At 71.0% G+C, this 19,572-nt stretch carries 18 protein-coding genes; 12 read left to right on the plus strand and 6 right to left on the minus strand.

Annotated elements, in window-relative coordinates; translation table 11 throughout:
* Window positions 1-49: 49 nt before the first annotated feature.
* Together Psi01_RS05350 and Psi01_RS05355 are read left to right on the plus strand one after the other, a co-directional pair.
* A complete protein-coding gene (locus Psi01_RS05350; RefSeq protein WP_204062804.1) occupies window positions 50-1,042 on the plus strand; it encodes a hypothetical protein in 993 nt (330 codons plus the stop codon).
* A gap of 133 nt (window positions 1,043-1,175) precedes the next feature.
* Entirely contained in the window at window positions 1,176-2,276 is a 1,101-nt protein-coding gene (locus Psi01_RS05355; protein WP_204062805.1) for a hypothetical protein, read from the plus strand.
* On the opposite strand, the gene Psi01_RS05360 is transcribed toward Psi01_RS05355, so the two are convergent.
* The 3 genes from Psi01_RS05360 to lexA all read right to left on the minus strand — a co-directional run bounded on the left by Psi01_RS05360 (window position 2,273) and on the right by lexA (window position 6,761).
* Window positions 2,273-3,439, minus strand: a complete 1,167-nt coding sequence (locus tag Psi01_RS05360; protein WP_239127128.1) for a MalY/PatB family protein — start codon at window positions 3,437-3,439, stop codon at window positions 2,273-2,275. The genes Psi01_RS05355 and Psi01_RS05360 overlap by 4 nt on opposite strands.
* A 72-nt stretch (window positions 3,440-3,511) precedes the next feature.
* Window positions 3,512-5,773 (minus strand): glycosyl hydrolase family 18 protein, encoded by a 2,262-nt coding sequence (locus Psi01_RS05365; protein ID WP_204062806.1) that lies wholly within the window; start codon window positions 5,771-5,773, stop codon window positions 3,512-3,514.
* A gap of 277 nt (window positions 5,774-6,050) precedes the next feature.
* Complete coding sequence (gene lexA / locus Psi01_RS05370) at window positions 6,051-6,761, minus strand: transcriptional repressor LexA (protein WP_239127130.1); 711 nt, start codon at window positions 6,759-6,761, stop codon at window positions 6,051-6,053.
* A 555-nt stretch (window positions 6,762-7,316) separates the two neighbouring features.
* Here lexA and Psi01_RS05375 point away from each other — a divergent pair.
* From Psi01_RS05375 to Psi01_RS05405, 7 genes are all read left to right on the plus strand, one after another.
* Window positions 7,317-7,676, plus strand: a complete 360-nt coding sequence (locus Psi01_RS05375) for a LysM peptidoglycan-binding domain-containing protein (RefSeq protein ID WP_204062807.1) — start codon at window positions 7,317-7,319, stop codon at window positions 7,674-7,676.
* 285 nt (window positions 7,677-7,961) lie between these two features.
* Window positions 7,962-8,423 (plus strand): transcriptional regulator NrdR, encoded by a 462-nt coding sequence (gene nrdR, locus Psi01_RS05380; protein ID WP_203874881.1) that lies wholly within the window; start codon window positions 7,962-7,964, stop codon window positions 8,421-8,423.
* An 89-nt stretch (window positions 8,424-8,512) separates the two neighbouring features.
* On the plus strand, window positions 8,513-11,383 hold the full coding sequence (locus Psi01_RS05385) for a vitamin B12-dependent ribonucleotide reductase (RefSeq protein WP_204062808.1): 2,871 nt from the start codon (window positions 8,513-8,515) through the stop codon (window positions 11,381-11,383).
* A 169-nt stretch (window positions 11,384-11,552) separates the two neighbouring features.
* Window positions 11,553-12,764 (plus strand): erythromycin esterase family protein, encoded by a 1,212-nt coding sequence (locus Psi01_RS05390; RefSeq protein WP_204062809.1) that lies wholly within the window; start codon window positions 11,553-11,555, stop codon window positions 12,762-12,764.
* A gap of 24 nt (window positions 12,765-12,788) precedes the next feature.
* A complete protein-coding gene (locus Psi01_RS05395; RefSeq protein WP_204062810.1) occupies window positions 12,789-13,079 on the plus strand; it encodes a DUF1330 domain-containing protein in 291 nt (96 codons plus the stop codon).
* 221 nt (window positions 13,080-13,300) lie between these two features.
* Window positions 13,301-13,630, plus strand: a complete 330-nt coding sequence (locus Psi01_RS05400; protein ID WP_204062811.1) for a hypothetical protein — start codon at window positions 13,301-13,303, stop codon at window positions 13,628-13,630.
* 54 nt (window positions 13,631-13,684) lie between these two features.
* Window positions 13,685-14,236, plus strand: a complete 552-nt coding sequence (locus Psi01_RS05405) for a YflT domain-containing protein (RefSeq protein WP_204062812.1) — start codon at window positions 13,685-13,687, stop codon at window positions 14,234-14,236.
* Window positions 14,237-14,321: 85 nt separating this feature from the next.
* On the opposite strand, the gene Psi01_RS05410 is transcribed toward Psi01_RS05405, so the two are convergent.
* From Psi01_RS05410 to Psi01_RS05420, 3 genes are all read right to left on the minus strand, one after another.
* Window positions 14,322-14,810 (minus strand): cupin domain-containing protein, encoded by a 489-nt coding sequence (locus Psi01_RS05410; protein WP_204062813.1) that lies wholly within the window; start codon window positions 14,808-14,810, stop codon window positions 14,322-14,324.
* 42 nt (window positions 14,811-14,852) lie between these two features.
* Window positions 14,853-16,232: a pyridoxal phosphate-dependent decarboxylase family protein gene (locus Psi01_RS05415; protein WP_204062814.1), complete on the minus strand. Its 1,380-nt coding sequence runs from the start codon at window positions 16,230-16,232 to the stop codon at window positions 14,853-14,855.
* A 73-nt stretch (window positions 16,233-16,305) separates the two neighbouring features.
* Window positions 16,306-16,947: a TetR/AcrR family transcriptional regulator gene (locus Psi01_RS05420; RefSeq protein WP_239127132.1), complete on the minus strand. Its 642-nt coding sequence runs from the start codon at window positions 16,945-16,947 to the stop codon at window positions 16,306-16,308.
* A gap of 79 nt (window positions 16,948-17,026) precedes the next feature.
* Here Psi01_RS05420 and Psi01_RS05425 point away from each other — a divergent pair, with 79 nt between their 5' ends.
* The 3 genes from Psi01_RS05425 to Psi01_RS05435 all read left to right on the plus strand — a co-directional run bounded on the left by Psi01_RS05425 (window position 17,027) and on the right by Psi01_RS05435 (window position 19,359).
* The gene (locus Psi01_RS05425) at window positions 17,027-17,893 is read left to right on the plus strand and encodes an RNA polymerase sigma-70 factor (RefSeq protein WP_307819222.1); all 867 of its coding nucleotides are present in this window, start codon (window positions 17,027-17,029) and stop codon (window positions 17,891-17,893) included.
* A gap of 120 nt (window positions 17,894-18,013) precedes the next feature.
* The gene (locus tag Psi01_RS05430) at window positions 18,014-18,781 is read left to right on the plus strand and encodes an SDR family oxidoreductase (RefSeq protein WP_204062815.1); all 768 of its coding nucleotides are present in this window, start codon (window positions 18,014-18,016) and stop codon (window positions 18,779-18,781) included.
* Complete coding sequence (locus tag Psi01_RS05435; protein ID WP_204062816.1) at window positions 18,778-19,359, plus strand: hypothetical protein; 582 nt, start codon at window positions 18,778-18,780, stop codon at window positions 19,357-19,359. The genes Psi01_RS05430 and Psi01_RS05435 overlap by 4 nt, the downstream gene beginning before the upstream one ends.
* Window positions 19,360-19,572 lie beyond the last annotated feature (213 nt).

Raw genomic sequence — 19,572 nt, forward strand, 5'->3', positions numbered from 1 at the left:
GGGCCGCCCGGGTCACGGGACGGGACGACCTTTCACTAGGGTTCGCCCCGTGCGGTGTTCCGGTGTGCTCATGGTGGTGGCGGCCCTGGTCCTGGCGGGTTGCGCGCAGGCGGGCGGTGACTCCTCAGCGACAGGGCTGGCCGGGGCGATGGCCGAGGTGGCCGAGAGCGGGCCGGCGAGCCAGGCGTTCCTCTACAACGACCTGGCCCACTGGCGGGATCTCGGCCTGACGCCCGGAGAGGAGGCGGAGGGTCCCTGGCTGGAAGTGGCCGCCTTCAGTCTCGGCGCGTTCGGCGTCCCGGAACGGCGGGATCCGGTCGGCGGCGATCTGTCCGGGGCCGACCGGGCGATCTCCATCGGCATACCGCCGGACACCGTACGGCTGGACGGAGGCTTCGACGCCGCCGCCGTCCGGGACGGGCTGGTCGCGGCCGGAGGAGCACCCCGCAGGCTCGGCGAGCACGAAGTGATCACTCGGGTTGAGGACGTCACCGCAACCTCGGAGAACGGCCTGCTCGTCCAGACCTCCATTGACGACCCGTTCGGCAACGTTGTCGTCACCGGCTCCGTCATCGCGGCGAGCCCATTCGCGTCGAGCGTCAGGGACGTGCTCGGCGGATCGCCCACAATGGCAGGCAAGGACGGATACCTCGCGCTCGCGGCCTGCCTCGGAGACGTCGCCGCCGCTTTCATAGTCGATCCCCAGGAGGTGGGCTCGGGGCCGGGAGTGAGGCTCCAGGGCGTGGGGCTGAGGCGTCCCGCGTCCGTGACCGATCGGCCGGTCAGCGTGGTGTGCGTGCTGCCGGAGGCGGCCGAGCACGCCGCCGTGCGCGGGGACTTCACCACCCGGTTCACCCCGCGGGGGAAGAACCACCTGGGCAAGCCGTTCGGCGACCACGCTGAGGAGATCGTCCACGACGAGGTCGAATTCGAGGACCTCACGGTGCTCCGGGCCACGGTCAGGCACACCGCCGCGACCTCGGCGTCGGTCTTCCTCCGGACGCTCGCTCCGGAGGACTACCGGGTGGTCGGCCCGTCCTGATCCGGCGGGTCCTCCGCGGCCTTCTCTCCGGATGGCCGCCTGCCGGCCACCGGCGGCGATGACCGTACGGTGCGGTTGCGGGAGATGGACCCGTCCGTTTCCGGCTGAGCCCGGCTGGCACTAGGGTTCGCACATGCGGCGTATCGGTGCGTTCCTGCTGGCAGGCGGGCTGGTCGTGACGGGCTGCTCCGGCGGTGATCTCCGGTCCGGTGAGATTCCCCAGACCCCCGCGAGCTCCGGAACCCCCACGGCCTCCGCCCCCGCCGCGACCGGGCTCCGGGCGGCGATGGCGGAGGTCTCCGGGGACGGCCCCGCCGCCCTCCACTTCGAGTACGGCGACCTGGCCCACTGGCGTGCCATCGGCCTGGCCACCGAGCAGGGGCCGGGGCCGCACGGGACGTGGACGTCCGCCATCGGGTACGGCGCCGGCAACCTTGTCACGGTGTGGAAACTGCTGCCGCAGCGGACGGGCGTCACCCTTTTCGCCGCCGACCACGCCGTCTCGATCGGAGTGCCGCCGGACACCGCGGTCCGCCTCGAGGGCGGAGTCGACGCCGAGGCGGTCAGGGCCAAGCTGATCGGGCTGGGCGGCGAACCCGAGAAGATCGGTGATCACGATGGTCTGTCGCTCGCCGACGACCATGCCGTCGATCCGGATGGACCGCTGGCCGAGTTCGGCCTGCTGAACCAGTTCAACAAGGTCGTCGTCACCGGTTCCACGATCGCCACCGGACCGGCCGCCGCGCCGGTCTCCGCCGTGCTCGGCGACGGGCGTTCCCTGGCCGAAGTCTCCTCGCACGCCGCCGCCGCGGACTGCCTCGGCGACGTCGTCACCGCCGTGCTCACCGTGCCGCAGGACTCGGGGGCGGTGGCCCTCTACGGGGTCGGGCTGCGCCGCCCCGCGTCCCGGGACGACACGGCCGTCAACGTGATCTGTGTGGTGCCCAGGAGCGGTGCGATCCCCGCGGTGAGACAGTCCTTGACCACCAGGCTCACCGTGGCGGCCTCGACCGCCGACGGCACGCCGTACGGGGACTACGTCAAAGAGGTCAAGCATGACGAGGCGGTGAGCGGCGACTTCACGGTCCTGCGCGCCACCCTCACTCTCGCTCCGGGCGCCCGGGCGGACTTCGTGCACCAGCTGATGGCCCGCGGCGGTCTCAGCGCGGTCGCCGACCCCACCGCGCCCGGCCTCCCGAGCCGGCCTGCCCCTGCCCCTGCCCCGAGCTCCTAGGACTGCGGACCCTTCACGGTCCGGGTGATCCGGTCGAGGATCTCGGACAGGACCGGGCCGGAGGTGGCGAAGTTCAGCCGGGCGAAGCCCTCCCCGCCCGGGCCGAACAGCGGGCCGGGGCTGAGCATGACCTTGGCCTCGCGCTCCAGGAACACGGCGGGCTCCTCTTCCAGGCCGAGTCCGGACAGGTCCAGCCAGGCCAGGTAGGTGGCCTCGGGAACCCGGTAGCCGACCCCGGCGGGGAGCCGTTCGGCGATCAGGTGCCGGTTGCGGTCGAGCACCGCCAGGACCTCCGTCAGCCATTCGTCGCCGTGCCGCCAGGCCGCCGCGGTCGCCTCGACCCCGAAGACGTGGGGTGCGCCGTACAGGTGGGCGGGCTGGGCGGCCAGGGCGGCGCGCAGGATGGGCGCGCCGACGTGCGCCACCGAGCAGCGGATGCCGCCCAGGTTGAACGCCTTGGTGGCGGAGGTGAGCGTGACGGTCCGCTCCGGCAGCAGGGTGGCGAAGGGGATGTGCTCGCCGGAGCCGTGGACCAGATCGGCGTGGATCTCGTCGGAGATCACCAGCAGGTCGTGGCGCTCGGCCAGCTCGGCCAGATCGGTCAGCTCCCGGCGGGTGAAGGCGCGGCCGGTCGGGTTGTGCGGGTTGACCAGCAGCAGCGCGCGGCAGCGGCCCTCGGCGAGCCGCTCGGCCAGGGCGTCCGTGTCGAACCCCCAGGAGTCTCCGGCCGGTTCCATCTGGATCGGCAGCGCCGGCCGGTGCATCTCGTTCAGCGTTCCCAGGAAGGGGGGATAGGCCGGGACGTGCACGGCCACCTGGTCGCCGGGGCGGGTGGCGACGTGCAGGATGACCTGGAGGGCCTGGTTGATGTCGCTGAAGGAGCGTACGAGGTCCGGGTCGGGGCGCCAGCCGTACCGGCTCTCCATCCGCTCGGCGAAGGCCTCGGCCAGCGGACCGGATCCGGGCCGGTCGAGCCAGACGGGATAGCCCAGGTCTCCCTGGGCCCGGCGGGCCAGCGCTTCGCGCACCGCGGCGGCGACCGGGAAGTCCATGTCGGCGATCCAGGCGGGGATCACGCCCGGCGCGGGCTGGGACCACTTCACCCCGTCCCGCGAAGCCAGCTCCTCCAGGGTCAGCGCGTTCAGGGAATATGTCTCGGTCACCGCCCCAGCCTAACCAGGGCGGTGACCGATATATCAGTAGGTGTCGGTGTTAATGGAGCATGCCCGGCTGAATCAGCCGAGGCCGGTCTTCATCGCGCTGATCAGCTCGCCGTTGGCCGTGTCGCCGCTCAGTTCCCAGAAGAACGCCCCGCCCAGGCCCTGGTTCTTGGAGTAGCCCATCTTCCCGCCGATGGTGGCCGGGGTGTCGTAGCTCCACCACTGGTTGCCGCAGTGGGCGTAGGCCGTGCCGCCGACGGTGCCGGTGGCCGGGCACCTGGTCTTGAGGACCTTGTAGTCCTCGTTGCCCGCCTCGTAGGTGCCCGGCGCCGCGCCGGTGGCGGTGCCGCCCGGAGCGGACTGGGTCACCCCGGTCCAGCCGCGGCCGTAGAAGCCGATGCCCAGCAGCAGCTTGTTCGCCGGGACGCCCTTGCTCTTGAGCTTCTGGATGGCGGTGTCGCTGTCGAAGCCCGCGATCGGGATGCCGGGGTAGCCGGTGAGCGGTGAGTGCGGCGCGGTCGGGCCCTGGGCGGCCCAGGCGCCGAAGAAGTCGTAGGTCATGACGTTGTACCAGTCGACGTACTGGGCGGCGCCGCCGTAGTCGGCCGCGTCGATCTTGCCGCCGGAGGTGCCGTCGGCGGTGATCGCGGCGGTGACCAGGTTGCCGGAACCGAAGCGGGAGCGCAGCGCCGACATCAGGTTCCTGAAGGAGGCCGGGCCGCTGGTGTCACAGGTGAGGCCGCAGGCGTTGGGGTACTCCCAGTCGATGTCGATGCCGTCGAACACGTCGGCCCAGCGCGGGTCCTCCACCAGCTGGTAGCAGGACTCGGCGAAGGCCGCCGGGTTGGCCGCCGCCTGGCCGAAGCCGCCGGACCAGGTCCAGCCGCCGAACGACCACAGGATCTTGATGTTCGGGTGGGCCTTCTTCAGCTTGCGCAGCTGGTTGAAGTTGCCGCGCAGCGGCTGGTCCCAGGTGTCGGCGACGCCGTCGACGCTCTGGTCGGCGGTGTAGGCCTTCTCGTAGTCGGCGAAGCCGTCGCCGATGGTGCACCGGCCGCCCTGGACGTTGCCGAAGGCGTAGTTGATGTGGGTCAGCTTGGTGGCCGAGCCGCTCGTCACGATGTTCTTCACGTGGTAGTTGCGGCCGTAGACGCCCCAGTTCGTGAAGTAGCCCAGCAGCATGTTCCCGCCGGTGCCGCGCTCCTTGGTGGTGACCCTCAGCTCGTTGCCCGCGTCGGACCGGTTCCCGGCGGCGTCTCGGGCCCTGACCGTGTAGGTGTACGCGGTCGTGGGCGACAGGCCGGTGTCGGTGTGGCTGGTGCCGGTGACGGTGGCGACGAGGGCGGTGCCGCGGTAGACCTCGTAGCCGGTGACGCGGACGTTGTCGGTGGAGGCGTCCCAGGTCAGCTCGGCGGTGGTGGCGGTGACGGTCCCGGCGCGCAGGTTGCCCGGGACGCTCGGCGCCTCGGTGTCGCCGCCGCCCTCGTCCTCGGTGGTGGCCTTGAGTTCGTTGCTCGGTCCGGAGCGCTGGCCGGCGGTGTCGCGGGCGCGGACGGTGTAGGCGTACTCGGTCCCGGGGGTCAGGCCGGTGTCGGTGTGGGTGGTGCCGGTGACGGTGGCGACGAGGGCGGTGCCGCGGTAGACCTCGTAGCCGGTGACCCCGACGTCGTCGGTGGAGGCGTCCCACCGCAGGGAGACGCCGGTCGTGGTGGCCCCGGTGGAGCGCAGGTTCTGGGGGACCGTCGGAGGAGTGTCCCCGCCGGTCTGCCCGGTCACGGAAATCGCCGAGACGGTCGCGTAGTTGGCTCCGCCGTTCATGTTGAACTGCACGTTGAGGGCGCCGTCGGTGACCGTCACCGGGAAGGACCTGTCGCAGGCGGTCAGCCGGCCGCAGGAGGCGAAGATGTCGAAGCCGGTCAGGACGGTGGTGTTCTCGGCCCGGACGTCGAATTTGCGCTGTCCCGCGGCGTTGGCCCAGTCCTCGACCATTTTCAACGTCACCTGGTAGGTGCCGTTGGGCAGGTCGAAACGGTAACCGCTCCAGCCGTTGAAGGTGTTGTAACTCTGGTAGAGCGCGTCGTCGTCGGTGCCCGCGATGGGGCTGCCCGTCGTGTTCGTCCCGTAGCTGGTCTGGTAGCCCCAGTCGCCGCTGGCGTAGGCCTTGTCGGCGGACCACTGGACGCCCGCGCCGTCGGTGACGGCCGCGCCGCCGGAGTTGGCCCGGATGGGCACGGCGGCGGCGCCGTACGCTCCCGGAGCCGTCGCGACGGCGGTCCCGAGGGGGAGCAGAAGCGCTCCCACTACGCCGAAGAGTTTCAGGACTGTTCGATTTCGCACGAGGAATACCTCTCCTACCTGCGTGGGGGGTGAAAATTAATAGGAAGCTTTCCTATTAATGAGGTGAACGTAACCCTGTGACCATGTCCGGTCAAGAGAGGTGATCCGCGCAGGGGGAGGAGAACGTCAATCTGGAATAAGGACCGTATTTTTATTTAGGTCCATATGGGCGCATATAAGGGTGTGTCTGAAAACAGCAATGGCGGCCGCCCGTCCCCGAAGGGTTGGACAGCCGCCATGAGAGCGGAGAAAAGCCGGGCCGATCCGGAGCCGGTGGTCAGAGGCGGCGCAGAACCGCCACGACCTTGCCGAGGACGGTGGCCTCGTCGCCCGGGATCGGGTCGTAGTTGGAGTTGTGCGGAACGAGCCAGACGTGGCCGTCCTTGCGCTTGAAGGTCTTGACCGTCGCCTCGCCGTCGATCATCGCCGCGACGATGTCGCCGTTGTCGGCCACCGGCTGCTGGCGCACGACCACCCAGTCGCCGTCGGCGATGGCGGCCTCGATCATCGAGTCGCCGGCGACCTGGAGCAGGAACAGCGTGCCCTCGCCGACGAGCTGCTTGGGCAGGGCGAAGACGTCCTCGATGCTCTCCTCGGCGAGGATGGGGCCACCGGCGGCGATGCGGCCGACGAGGGGCACGTAGGCCGCGGTGGGGCGGCTGACCGGCGCCTCCTCCGTGCTCGCGTCGGGGTCGACCCACAGCACCGGCTCGCCGGGCAACCGGACTTCCAAGGCCCTGGGGCGGTGCGGGTCACGCCGCAGGTAACCCTTGCGCTGCAACGCCGTCAACTGGTGCGACACGCTGGAGGTGCTGGTGAGCTGCACCGCCTCGCCGATCTCGCGCATCGACGGCGGATAGCCGCGCTGCTGCACCGAGTCGCGGATCACCTCAAGGATCTTGCGCTGCCTGGGGGTGAGGCCGAGGGAGTCGCGTCTGCGCACCGCCAGGTCGCTGGCGGCCGCGCCGTTCTCCTTGTGCTCGCTCATGCGATCTCCTTGCCTCCAAGTCCGTGTCCCACATGCCGCACACCAGCGACCGTACTCCTATTGAAGATCATCTTCAAACAATTGTTCGAGTCGTCCTCGAAATCGATAGCGGTGTGGTGTACAACATCGTACGGGAGTTCGATCGACATCGTGTTCGATTCGCCGATCTTTCTTCGACCTGTGTTCGGCCAGGTCGCGGAGATGGGGGGTCAGATGAAGGCGACCGCGCACACGCGACGGCCCCGCGGGTCCCACGGGCCCCTGGAGCCCCGCGGATCCCGGCCGGTGCCCCCCTCCGGGCCCGAGGCGGGGGGAAACGTGATCCCTTTCCGCCCCCGGGAAGGCGCCCGGCGCCCCGCGGGAGGCGCGCGCCGTACGGCCCCGGCGCAGGGCGTGCCCCCCGCCCGCCCCGCAGAAGACGCACGCGCCGGGGGAGGCGCGCGCACTGCGGGGGACGCCCGTCGCGAGAGGGATCCGCGCCGTGCTCGTTCCGCGGGGGATGGGCGCCCTGCTCGTCCTGCGTGGGATGCGCGCCGCGCGAGAGGCGCCCGCCCGGTGCGGAACGCCCGCCCCGGCGCCCGTCCCGGTAAAGGCGCGCGCTCTCCCCGCAGGCCGGTCCGGCTCACGCGGCGCGGCCGGATCGTGGTGGTCGTCCTCCTCGTCCTGGTCACCCTCGCTATGCTCTGGGTCGGCTCCCGCATCGCCCCGGCCTCGGCGGCCGGGCATCCCGGTCGCGAGGGCCTGCCCTGGGTCAGGGTGCACCAGGGCGACACGCTCTGGGAGATCGCCGAGGCGGTGACGCCGGAGGGCGATCCCGCCGTGACCGTCGACCGGATCATGGAGCTGAACGGCCTGTCCGGCACGCTGATCCGGCCGGGCACCCGGATCTACCTTCCGGCCGGCTCCGGGAGCTGAAGAGCTGCTCCGCAAGGGCGACACGCCCGGCGAAGCCGGTTTCGGGCCGCTGATCAGCGACTTCTGCGGCGGGGCCGCGTCTAACTTGCGTTCATGGTCGCGCACTTCTACGGTTGGACCACAACATCTAGTGGCTTTACCGGTGGATCCCACCACAAATTGTGTTTCTATCGTCGCACCTCGATCGTTCGGGGGCGTGCGCGAGCGTTCCTCCGTGGAAGTCCACGGAGGTTCTGAGACACATGGGGCGCGTGGGTCGGCCGGCGGACCAGGGAGGCGACGCGCGTGCACTGTCCTTTCTGCCGCCATCCCGACACCCGGGTCATCGACAGCCGGTCCACCGAGGACGGCGCGGCCATCCGCCGCAGGCGCACGTGTCCCGAATGCGGGCGCAGGTTCACCACCCAGGAGACCGTGCTGCTCATGGTGAGCAAGCGCAGCGGGGTGACGGAGCCGTTCTCCAGGGACAAGGTGATCGCCGGAGTCCGGCGGGCCTGCCAGGGACGGCCGGTCAGCGAGGACTCCCTGGCGCAGCTCGGCCAGCGGGTCGAGGAGAGCATCCGGGCCACCGGCATCGCGGAGATCCCCGCACACGAGGTGGGGCTGGCCATCCTGGGCCCGTTGCGCGAGCTGGACGAGGTCGCCTACCTCAGGTTCGCCTCGGTCTACCGGGGTTTCGAGACGCTGGCCGACTTCGAGGCCGAGATCGAGAAGTTGCGGGCGGAGCGCTCCGCCCAGCAGGGCTGACATATCAATCATCCCCGGCGCCGGGGGACGAAGCGGCGCATTGGTGTTGTCCGATTCGCGGGCTCGTCCGAGCCCGGAAGGGGGAAGGCATGACGGAGACGGTCAGCGGCGCAGCGGCCCGCGGGGGCAAGCGGCCGCGCAAGGGACTGAGGATGAAGCGCATCTTCACGACCCCCGGAGTGCACCCGTACGACGAGGTGCAATGGGAGCGCCGCGACGTCGTCATGACGAACTGGCGTGACGGCTCGGTCAACTTCGAGCAGCGGGGCGTCGAGTTCCCCGCCTCCTGGTCGGTCAACGCCACCAACATCGTCACCACCAAGTACTTCCGCGGCGCCGTCGGCACCCCGCAGCGCGAGTGGAGCCTCAAGCAGCTGGTCGACCGCGTGGTGGGCGTCTACACCAGGACGGGCGTCGAGCACGGATACTTCGCGACCGACGAGGACGCGGAGATCTTCGACCACGAGCTCAAGCACGCGCTGATCAACCAGATCTTCAGCTTCAACTCCCCGGTGTGGTTCAACGTCGGCACCGCCTCGCCCCAGCAGGTCTCGGCGTGTTTCATCCTGGCCGTCGACGACCAGATGGAGTCCATCCTCGACTGGTACAAGGAAGAGGGTGTGATCTTCAAGGGCGGTTCCGGCTCCGGCGTGAACCTCTCCCGGATCCGCTCCTCCAAGGAGCTGCTCTCCAGCGGCGGCACCGCCAGCGGCCCGGTCTCCTTCATGCGCGGCGCCGACGCCTCCGCCGGCACCATCAAGTCCGGCGGCGCCACCCGCCGCGCCGCGAAGATGGTCGTCCTCGACGTGGACCACCCTGACATCGAGGAGTTCATCGAGACCAAGGCGCGCGAGGAGGACAAGATCCGCGCGCTGCGCGACGCCGGCTTCGACATGGACCTCGGCGGCAAGGACATCGTCTCCGTCCAGTACCAGAACGCCAACAACTCCGTGCGCGTCTCCGACGAGTTCATGCGCGCCGTGGAGAACGGCGAGGAGTTCGGCCTGCGCGCCCGCCTGTCCGGCGAGATCATCGAGAAGGTCGACGCCCGCGACCTGTTCCGCAAGATGGCCACCGCCGCCTGGGAGTGCGCCGACCCCGGCGTGCAGTACGACGACACGATCAACGACTGGCACACCTGCCCGGAGACCGGCCGCATCACCGCCAGCAACCCCTGCTCCGAGTACGTCCACCTGGACAACTCCTCCTGCAACCTGGCGAGCATCAACCTGCTGAAGTTCCTGCAGGACGACGGCTCCTTCGACATCCAGAACTTCGTGAAGATCACCGAGCTGATCATCACCGCGATGGATGTCTCCATCACCTTCGCCGACTTCCCGACCGAGAAGATCGGCGAGACCACCCGCGCCTACCGCCAGCTCGGCATCGGCTACGCCAACCTCGGCGCGCTGCTCATGGCCACCGGCCACGCCTACGACTCCGACGGCGGCCGGGCCATCGCCGGGGCCATCACCTCGCTGATGACCGGCGTGTCCTACCGCCGCAGCGCCGAGCTGGCCGCCGTCGTGGGCCCGTACGACGGCTACGCCCGCAACGCCGACGCGCACAAGCGGGTCATGCGCAAGCACTCCGGGGCCAACGACGACCTGCGCACCATGGACGACATGGACCGGGCGATCCACACCGAGGCCACCCGGCAGTGGACCGAGTGCCTCAAGCTCGGCGAGAAGAACGGCTACCGCAACGCCCAGGCCTCGCTGCTGGCGCCCACCGGCACCATCGGCCTGATGATGGACTGCGACACCACCGGCATCGAGCCCGACCTCGCGCTGGTGAAGTTCAAGAAGCTCGTCGGCGGCGGCTCCATGCAGATCGTCAACCAGACGATCCCGCGGGCGCTCAAGAAGCTCGGCTACCAGGACGAGCAGATCGAGGCGATCGTCGAGTACATCGCCGAGCACGGCCACGTCGTCGACGCCCCGGGCCTGCGCCGCGAGCACTACGAGGTCTTCGACTGCGCCATGGGCGAGCGGGCCATCGCCCCCATGGGCCACGTCCGCATGATGGCCGCCACCCAGCCGTTCCTGTCGGGCGCGATCAGCAAGACGGTCAACCTGCCCGAGTCGGCGACCGTGGAGGACATCGAGCAGGTCTACCTGGAGGGCTGGAAGCTCGGCCTGAAGGCCCTGGCCGTCTACCGCGACAACTGCAAGGTCGGCCAGCCGCTGTCGGCCGCCGGCAAGAAGACCGAGGACAAGACCGAGGCCAAGGCCGAGACCGCCGCCGAGCCGGAGGTCCGGGTGGTGGAGATCAGCCGCCCGACCCGCCGCCGGATGCCGAACCAGCGCCCCAGCACCACCACCCGCTTCACCGTGGGCGGCGCCAAGGGCTACATGACGGCCTCGTGCTACCCCGACGACGGCCTCGGCGAGGTCTTCCTGAAGATGTCCAAGCAGGGCTCGACCCTCGCGGGCGTCATGGACGCCTTCTCCGTGGCCATCTCCATCGGCCTGCAGTACGGCGTGCCGCTGGAGACCTACGTCAGCAAGTTCGTCAACATGCGCTTCGACCCGGCGGGCATGACCGACGACCCCGACGTCCGCATGGCGGCCTCGGTGATGGACTACATCTTCCGCCGCCTCGCCCTGGACCACCTGTCCTACGACGAGCGGGCCGCCCTGGGCATCTTCTCCGCCGACGAGCGCGCCGCCCAGCAGCGCGGTGAGGACCCGGCGGCGCTCCACACCGACCAGGTCATCGCCGAGCTGGCCACCTCCGCCCCGATCGAGAGCGCCGGCCCCCGGGCCGAGACCAGGACCGAGGCCCCGGCTCCGGCACCGGCCCAGGACCTGCCCGCGCCGGTGCGCGGCGGCTCCCTGGAGTCCCACCAGGGCCGCACCGCCGACGCGCCGCTCTGCCTGACCTGCGGCACGAAGATGCGCCCGGCCGGCAGCTGCTACGTCTGCGAGGGCTGCGGCTCCACCAGCGGCTGCAGCTGAGGCCGTGACGGTCTGAGCGTGTGATCACCCCGAAGCGGGGAGCCGGACATCCGGCTCCCCGCTTCTGTTTTTCTCCCCGGTTTCCCCTCGTTTTGAGGGTTTTCGCTGAGCGGCCTGGGGATATCGCGAGGAAGTCTCCACAAAAGGGTTCAACGATACCGTTGAAGGTATGGCTACTGGTATCAAGGAAACCGCTCATGCCGTCGAGGCCGCCGCCGTCATGAGGCTGCTCCCGGGCCGGCCGCGGATGCTCGCCCTGGGCGAGCCCACCCACGGTGAGGACAGCCTGCTCGAGCTGCGCAACGAGCTCTTCCGGCAGCTCATCGAGCAGGAGGGCTACCGGACGATCACCATCGAGAGCGACTGCCTGATGGGCCTGGTCGTGGACGACTACATCACCTCGGGCGCGGGCACCCTCGACGAGGTCATGGAGCGCGGCTTCAGCCACGGGTGGGGCGTCTCGGCGGCCAACCGCGAGCTCGTGCGCTGGATGCGCGCCTACAACGACGGCCGTCCCGCGGCTGAACAGCTGCGCTTCGCCGGATTCGACGGCCCGCTGGAGTACTGGGCCGCGAGCCCGCGTCAGGCCCTCACCGCGCTGCACGGCTATCTCGCGGCCCGGGTGGACGCGGACCTGCTTCCCTGCACCGCGGAGGAGCTCGACCGTCTTCTCGGCGACGACGACCGCTGGTCCGAGCCCGCCGCGGTGATGGAACCGTCCCGGTCCGTGGGGCAGACGGCCGAGGCCCGGCGGCTGCGGCTGCTCGCCGACGATCTCGTGGCGCTGCTCGACGCGCAGACGCCGCACCTGATCGCGGCCACCTCGCGGGAGGAGTGGGACCGGGCGCGGCTGTACGGGCGCACCGCCACCGGCCTGCTGGGCTACCACCACTGGATGGCCGACGCCTCGCCGGGCCGCGTGACCCGGATGTGCGCCCAGCGGGACTCGATGATGGCCGCCAACCTCCTGGCCCTCGCCGAGCGGGGCCCGGTACTGGTCCACGCCCACAACAGCCACCTCCAGCGGGAGATGAGCACGATGCGGATGGGCGAGCTGCCGCTGGAGTGGTGGAGCGCCGGCGCGATCGTGAACGCCCACCTGGGCGAGGAGTACGCCTTCCTGGCCACGGCCCTCGGCACGATCCGGCACCGGGGAGTGGACGCCCCGCCTCCGGAGACCCTCGAAGGACTCCTTTACGCCCTCCCGGAGGACCGCTGTGTCGTCGACGCCCGCGGGCTGGCCGCGGCTCTCGGCGACGCGCCGCCCGCCCCCCGCGTCTCCCCGTGGTTCGGCTACGCCTCGCTGGACCCGGCCCATCTGGCGAGCATCGACGGGGTCGTGTTCATCAAGGACATCCCGCAGGGCGGGGCCTTCTTGTAGAACATTGTTCCGTATGATCTTCCCATGACCGTCTACGCAGTCGCCCAGATCTCGATCCACGACCGGCAGCGCTACGACAAGTACGTCGCGGGGTTCATGGACGTCCTCCTCAAGTACGGCGGGCGGCTGCTGGCCGCCCAGGAGAACCCCGAGGTGGTCGAGGGGCGGTGGCCGTACGAGAAGATCATTCTGCTGGCCTTCGAGGACCGGCGGGCCTTCGAGGTCTGGGCGGGTTCCCCGGAGTACCGGGAGATCTCCGAGGACCGGGTCGCATCCACGGACGGCGTCGTCCTCGCGGTGAACGGCCTCCCGTGATGATGATCGCGTGATTAGCGGTCCATCTCAGGGGAAGTCGGCTGGTCCGGGTACGGACCGGCGCGGATGCATCATCGCGGCGCGCCCGGCAGGTATCCGGATCGGCGCCGCCGGGGCCGGTCCGGGTACCTGCCTGGCGGTGTCGCCGCGGCGCGCGGGGACGGGCTCGTCAACCGCCGATGCGGTCCGCGCAGCGGCATTGACGCAGGAGGTGACTTCCCATGCTCGGGATCGTGGGCGTTCCGTTGCTGGCCCTGATCGGCCTGATGGTGATGCAGTGGCTGGAAAGCGCGGTCCTGTCGTCTCCGGCCGAGTCGCCGTCGAGGCCCGCCCCGCCGCCGCGGAGGCCCGAACCCCTTGAGTCCGAGTCCCTGGAGTCCGAGCCCCTGGAGCAGGCCGGTCAGGCCGTCCCCGCCCGTCCGGCCCGGCCGTCATCGCCGGCGCACGAGGTCGCACCGGGACGGCGGACCGCCACCGCCTGCCGGGTGCGGACCCGTCACGGCGCCGTCCTGCCGGCGCGGCCGCACCGGATCGGCGGCCGTGCCCGCTGAGCCGCCGGAGGCGGTTCTCCCCGAAGACGACCGTACTCGCCAGGAGGGCACACCATGACCCGGTCGTACCAATACCTGTCCGATGGGACGCGGCTGTCGCCGGCCGGAGGCGCCGACCAGATACTGGTCGGCTCGTACGACGACTACGCCGCCGCCGAGCGGGCGGTGGACTATCTGTCGGACAAGCGCTTCCCGGTCGAGCGTCTGGCCATCGTCGGCCGGGGGCTCAACGGCGTCGAGCAGGTGACCGGCCGGTTGACTCCGGGCCGGGCGGCCCTGCAGTCGGCGCTGCAGTCGGCCCTGTCGGGCGCGGTGGCCGGTGCGCTGTTCGGGTGGCTGTTCGGCGTGTTCGGCTGGATCGACCCGCTGGTCTCCGGGCTGCTGCTGGCCCTGTACGGGGCCGTCCTCGGCGCGCTCGTCGGCGGGCTGCTCGGCCTGGCCGGGCACGCGCTGACCGGTGGACGGCGTGACTTCAGCCCCGTCGCCGGGGTGCGGGCGGACAGCTACGACGTGCTGGCCGACGCCGGGGTCGCCGAGCAGGTCGCGCAGCTGCTGGAGGCGCCGAACGCGCCCGGCCGCGGCCGTACCGGCGGTCGCCCTCTGTAACGGCCGTCCGCTGTAACGGCCGTCCGCCGCAGGGCAGGGCAGGGCAGAGCCGGGCGGGCGCCGGCGCCTCCGGTCGCAGTCGCCGCTACAGCCAGTGGTTGTCGTGGCGCAGGTAGAACTCGGCCAGCTCCTCCTCACCGGGCCTGCCTGACACGGCGAACTCCGCGAGCCCCTCGAAGTAGCCCTCGCGGGGCGCGCCGGGGGAGAAGTGCAGGAGCATCGAGGCCGGCTCGCCCGACTCGTTGCGGAAGCCGTGGATCCCGCCCTTCGGGACGTGCACGAAGTCGCCCGGGACCGTGTCGATCCAGCGGTCGCCGTTGAAGATCCGGACGGTCCCGGTGAGGATGAAGAACGACTCGGAGATCGACCGGTGGAAGTGCGGGCCGGGCCCGGACGGCTCGGGGCCCATGTTCCACCGGTAGAGGCCGAACTTCCCGCCGGTGGAGGCGCCCGTCACCAGATAGTCCACCGTGTTGCCGTTCTGGTAGGTCAGGTCGGGCTCGTGGCCCGCGGGACGGAAGGTGGCGCTGATCTCGCCCTCGTCCCCGAGATAGCGCGGTTCGGGATACGTCATGATCTTCACTCTAGGTGATCGCCCCGAACCGGGACCGGGCGGTCACGGCGCGAGCCGCGCCAGGACCCCGGCGACGCGCTCGACGTCGGCCTCGGTGGTGCGCCAGTTGCTGAAGGCGGCCCGCAGCGCCGGCACCCCGTCGTAGACCGTCGGCGTCAGGAACGCCTCGCCCGACTCGATGATCGCGGTGACGAGCTCCCCGATCCGCTCGGGCTCCCGGGCGAGGGTGAAGCAGACGACGTTGAGCCGGACGGGGGCGAGCAGCCGGTAGCCGGGCATCGCGGCGACGCGCTCGCCCAGCAGCCCGGCCAGGGCGATGTCGCGCCGGACGATCTCGGCGTGCCCCTCGCGCCCGTAGGCCGCGAGCGTGAACCACGCCGGGATCGCGCGCAGGCGGCGGGAGTTCTCCGGGGTCAGGTGCACGAAGTCGGGGTCGTCGCTCAGCGGCCCGAGGTAGGCGGCGGAGTTGGCGAAGGTCGCGATCTGAAGGTCGCGGCGGCGGGTGAACTGGACCGCGCTGTCGTAGGGGACGTTCAGCCACTTGTGCAGGTCCACGCAGATCGAGTCGGCCTCGCCGAGCCCGTCGAGCAGGTGGGCGTGCTCGGGGGACAGGGCGGCGAAGGCCCCGAAGGCCGCGTCCACGTGCAGCCAGAAGGGGTACCGCTCGCGCAGCGCGACGATCGCCCGCAGGTCGTCGAAGTCGACGGTGTTCACGGTCCCGGCGTTGGCGACCACGATCGCGGGCCGCCCCTGGAGCTCCTCCAGCGCCTGCTCCAGCCGTGCCGTGTCCACGGCCTCGCGCCCGGGCAGCACCTCGACCCGGCGCAGCGCCGAGCGCCCCAGCCCGAGCATGGACACGGCCTTGCCGATGCTGGAGTGCGGGCTCCCGGACAGCACGGTGACCGGCCCCAGAGCGGCCAGCCCCTGATCGGCCACCGAGATCCCGGCCCGCTCGCCGAGCCACTGCCTGCCGACGGCCAGGCCGGTGAAGTTGGACATGGTCGCGCCGCTGACGAGGGTCCCCTCGTGCTCGCCGGGCAGGCCGAACAGCTCGCGCAGCCAGGCGACGGTCTCGCGTTCCAGGTCGGGACCGGTGGAGTCGATGCCGGAGGTGGGGTTCTGGTCCAGGGTGCCGGTCAGCCAGTCGCCGGCCAGCGAGGCCGGGGTGGCGCCGCCGGTGACGAAACCGAGATAGCGGGGTCCGGCGCTGGCGGCGAGACCGGCCTCCCACCGCTCGGCGAAGGCCTTCATCGCCTCCCGCAGCCCCGTCCCCTCCACCGGCAGCGGCTCGGGCCGGTGCCGTACCGGAACCTGGGCGACGGGCCGGTCGTCCAGCCCCTCCAGGAGCCGTACGGCGTAGGCCCGGGTCTCGTCGAGCAGTTCGGGCAGGCGTGCGAGATCGTCATCGAGAAGCGGATGCATGCCACCACCGTAGGATCCCGGCGCGCACTCGTCTCCGGCCAATCCGCCGAAATGGCCTTGACGACGCCCGCCGTCAGGTGACGATCCAGCGGCGGCCGATCTCCTCGGGGGTGGGCGGCGGGCCGGGCAGGGGCTCGGCCGAGGTCAGGTGGAGGCCGTCGAGGATCAGCTCCAGATAGCGGTGGCGCATCTCGACGGTGCGCTCCTCGTCGACGAGGTGGACGGCGGCGAGCTGCTCGAAGATCATCGACAGGTCGGAGACCTCCAGGCCGGGACGGAGGACGCCGGCGTCCCTGGCCCGCTCGAAGACCCGCACTGCCAGGCTCTCGGCGTACTCCGACTCGCGGAACAGGTCCTCGTCCGGGGCGAAGGTGCCCGCCAGGTTCAGTGTGAGGGAGTGGGTGTCGGCGTCCACGATGCGGCGCATGAAGTCGGCGAAGACGGTCCACGGGTCGCGCTCGTCGGCCAGGGCCGCCTCCGCCTCGGCGATGTAGATCTTCAGGCCGTCGGAGCAGAGCTTGCGCAGCAGGATCTCCTTGCTGGCGTAGCGGCGGTAGAGCGCGCTGATCCCCACTCCGGCACGCTCGGCCACGGCCGCGATGGGCGCGCCGGGGTCGGCGACGAAGACCGCGCGCGCGGCCTGGAGGATCGTCTGGTCGTTGCGGGCCGCCTGGGCCTTGCGGCCGCTCATCGGGGCCGGGGTCGTCGTCTCCATACCATCAATGTAACCTACGGAACAAACTATTCCGTTCTAGGATTGGGTGAATCTCGACATTCTCTGTCACTCTGGGCGGGTGATCGAGGAGTTCGAGGCCCACCGGCCGAGGATGTTCGGCCTGGCCTACCGGATGCTCGGCTCCGCGGTGGAGGCCGAGGACGTCGTCCAGGACGCCTACCTGCGCTGGAGCGGGACCGAGCCGGGCTCGGTCGCCTCTCCGGGCGCCTGGCTCGCCAAGGTCGTCACCAATCTCTGCCTCAACCGGCTGACCGCCGCCCGCGCCACCCGGGAGAGCTACGTCGGGCCCTGGCTCCCCGAACCGGTGCCGACCGACGCGCTCGGCCCGCTGGAGACCGCCGAGCAGCGCGACTCGGTGTCCATGGCGTTCCTGGTGCTGCTGGAGCGGCTCACCCCGGCGGAGCGGGCCGTCTTCGTGCTCAGGGAGGCCTTCTCCTACGGCTACCGCGAGATCGCCGAGGTGCTCGACCTGACGGAGGCCGGCTGCCGCCAACTCCACCGCCGGGCCCGGCAGCGGGTCGGCGAGCGCCGCAGGTTCGACGCCCCCGGCGAGCAGCGCCGCAGGATCGTGGAACGCTTCCTGAAGGCGGCCGAGAACGGCGACCTGGCGGGACTGGAGCGGGTGCTGGCCGCCGACGTGGTCTCCTGGTCGGACGGCGGCGGCAGGGTCAGCGCGGCGCTGCGGCCGGTCACCGGCCGGGACAGGGTCGTCCGCTACCTGGTGGGGCTCATAGTCAAGTACGGCGCCGGCACCGAGGCGCGCCACGCCGAGGTCAACGGCCAGGACGGGATCGTGCTGGCGAAGGACGGGCAGGTCGTCATGGTGTCCGTGGTGGAGATCGCGGACGGGGAGGTGGTCGGCCTGCGGGGCGTGCTCAACCCGGGCAAGCTGGGCCGGTTCCGGTGGCCGGCCGGGGAGGCGTGATCACGGGGTTCGCCGCCGCGGCGCCCGGTCCGGGGGCGCCCGCCGGAGGAATCCCGGAGAAATCATGGAGTTCCCCGCGGATCCTGTCACGTTCGCGGGGGCTCGCCGGTTCATAGCTGCATGACACACACCATCCTTGTCACCGGCGGCACGGGCACCCTCGGCCGCCACGTCGTCGACCGGCTCACCGCCGCCGGTCACTCCGTCCGCGTGCTGAGCCGCACGCGCCCGCCGTACATCGGCGATCTGACCACCGGGGCCGGCCTGGCCGAGGCCGTCGAGGGGGTGCGGACGATCGTCCACCTGGCCAGCGACCCCTTCAAGCGGGGGGCCGACGTCGAGGCCGCCCGGCGCCTGATCGCCGCGGCGCCCGGGGGGACGCACCTCGTCTACGTCTCCATCGTCGGCGTCGACCGGCACCCTTACTCCTACTACCGCACGAAGCACGAGGTCGAGGGCATGATCGAGCGTTCCGGCCTGCCGTACACCATCCTGCGGGCGACGCAGTTCCACGACCTGATCCGGTACGGCGCGCGCATGCTGGCCCGGCTGCCGGTCATGTTCGTCCCGGCCGGGACGAGTTTCCAGCCGATCGAGGCCGAGGACGTCGCCGAGCGGCTGGCCGAGCTGGCCGTGGGCGAGCCCGCCGGGCGCGTACCCGATCTGGGCGGGCCGGAGGTCCTCGGCGCGGCCGAGATCGCGCGGATCTATCTTCGGGCGACGGGCAGGCGGCGGCCCGTGCTGCCGGTCCCCATCCCCGGCAGGGTGTTCGCCGCCTTCCGCGGGGGCGTGCACATGGTGCCCGGACGCCGCGACGGCCGGGTCACCTTCGAGAAGTTCCTGGCCGCGGCCGGAGAGCGCCCCGGATACAGCGTGGTGGACCGATGAGCGCGGTGCCGGAGCCGGTCGTGGCGGCCGGGAGCGAAACGGAGCGGGACCGGATGAAGGGAGATCGGGCGAAGCGGGATCCGGTGGCCGGAGGTCCCGGGGGGCGGGACCGGGCGACGGGGTGGGGTCCGCCGCCCGGAGTCTCGCGGTGGTTCCGTGCGGGCCTGGTCTATCTGGCGCTGACGCAACTCGTGATCGGGGCGTGGGCGCTGGTCTCCCCGGCCGGGTTCTACGAGGGGTTCCCGCTGCCCGGCCGCCGGTGGGTGGACCCGCCGTACAACGAGCACCTGCTGCTCGACTTCGGCGGTCTCAACCTGGGGTTCGGGGTGATGCTGGCGGTGGCGGCCGTCACGCTGGACCGGCTGCTCGTCCGCACGCTCCTGGTGGGATATCTGGCCTTCGCGGTGCCGCACCTGGCCTTCCATCTGGGGCACCTCGGGCACTTCCCGCCGGTGGACGCGGTCGGTCAGGTGGTCACGCTGTCACTGGCCGTACTGATCCCCGTGGTGCTGCTGGGCCGGAGCCTGCGGGGGATCAGGCGGCCGGGGTCGGACCGTTCGCCCGGGGGAAACGGATGACGTTGCGGCCCGTGTAGGCACGCAGATCGACCACCTTGGGATCCCCCGGACTCCGGCGGCGTGTCGCGGATCGGATGTCCCTGATCTTGATCCGCGCCACATGCGGTGGAACGACCACAAGTCTCCTCATTGAGCCCCCCGGCGTGATGATTCCGTTATATGAAATATGCACATAACCGTATAAGACGGCCGTAAGGATCGCGTCAGTAGGGC

It is taken from the genome of Paraplanobispora siamensis (assembly GCF_016863175.1).
Lineage (GTDB): Bacteria > Actinomycetota > Actinomycetes > Streptosporangiales > Streptosporangiaceae > Planobispora > Planobispora siamensis.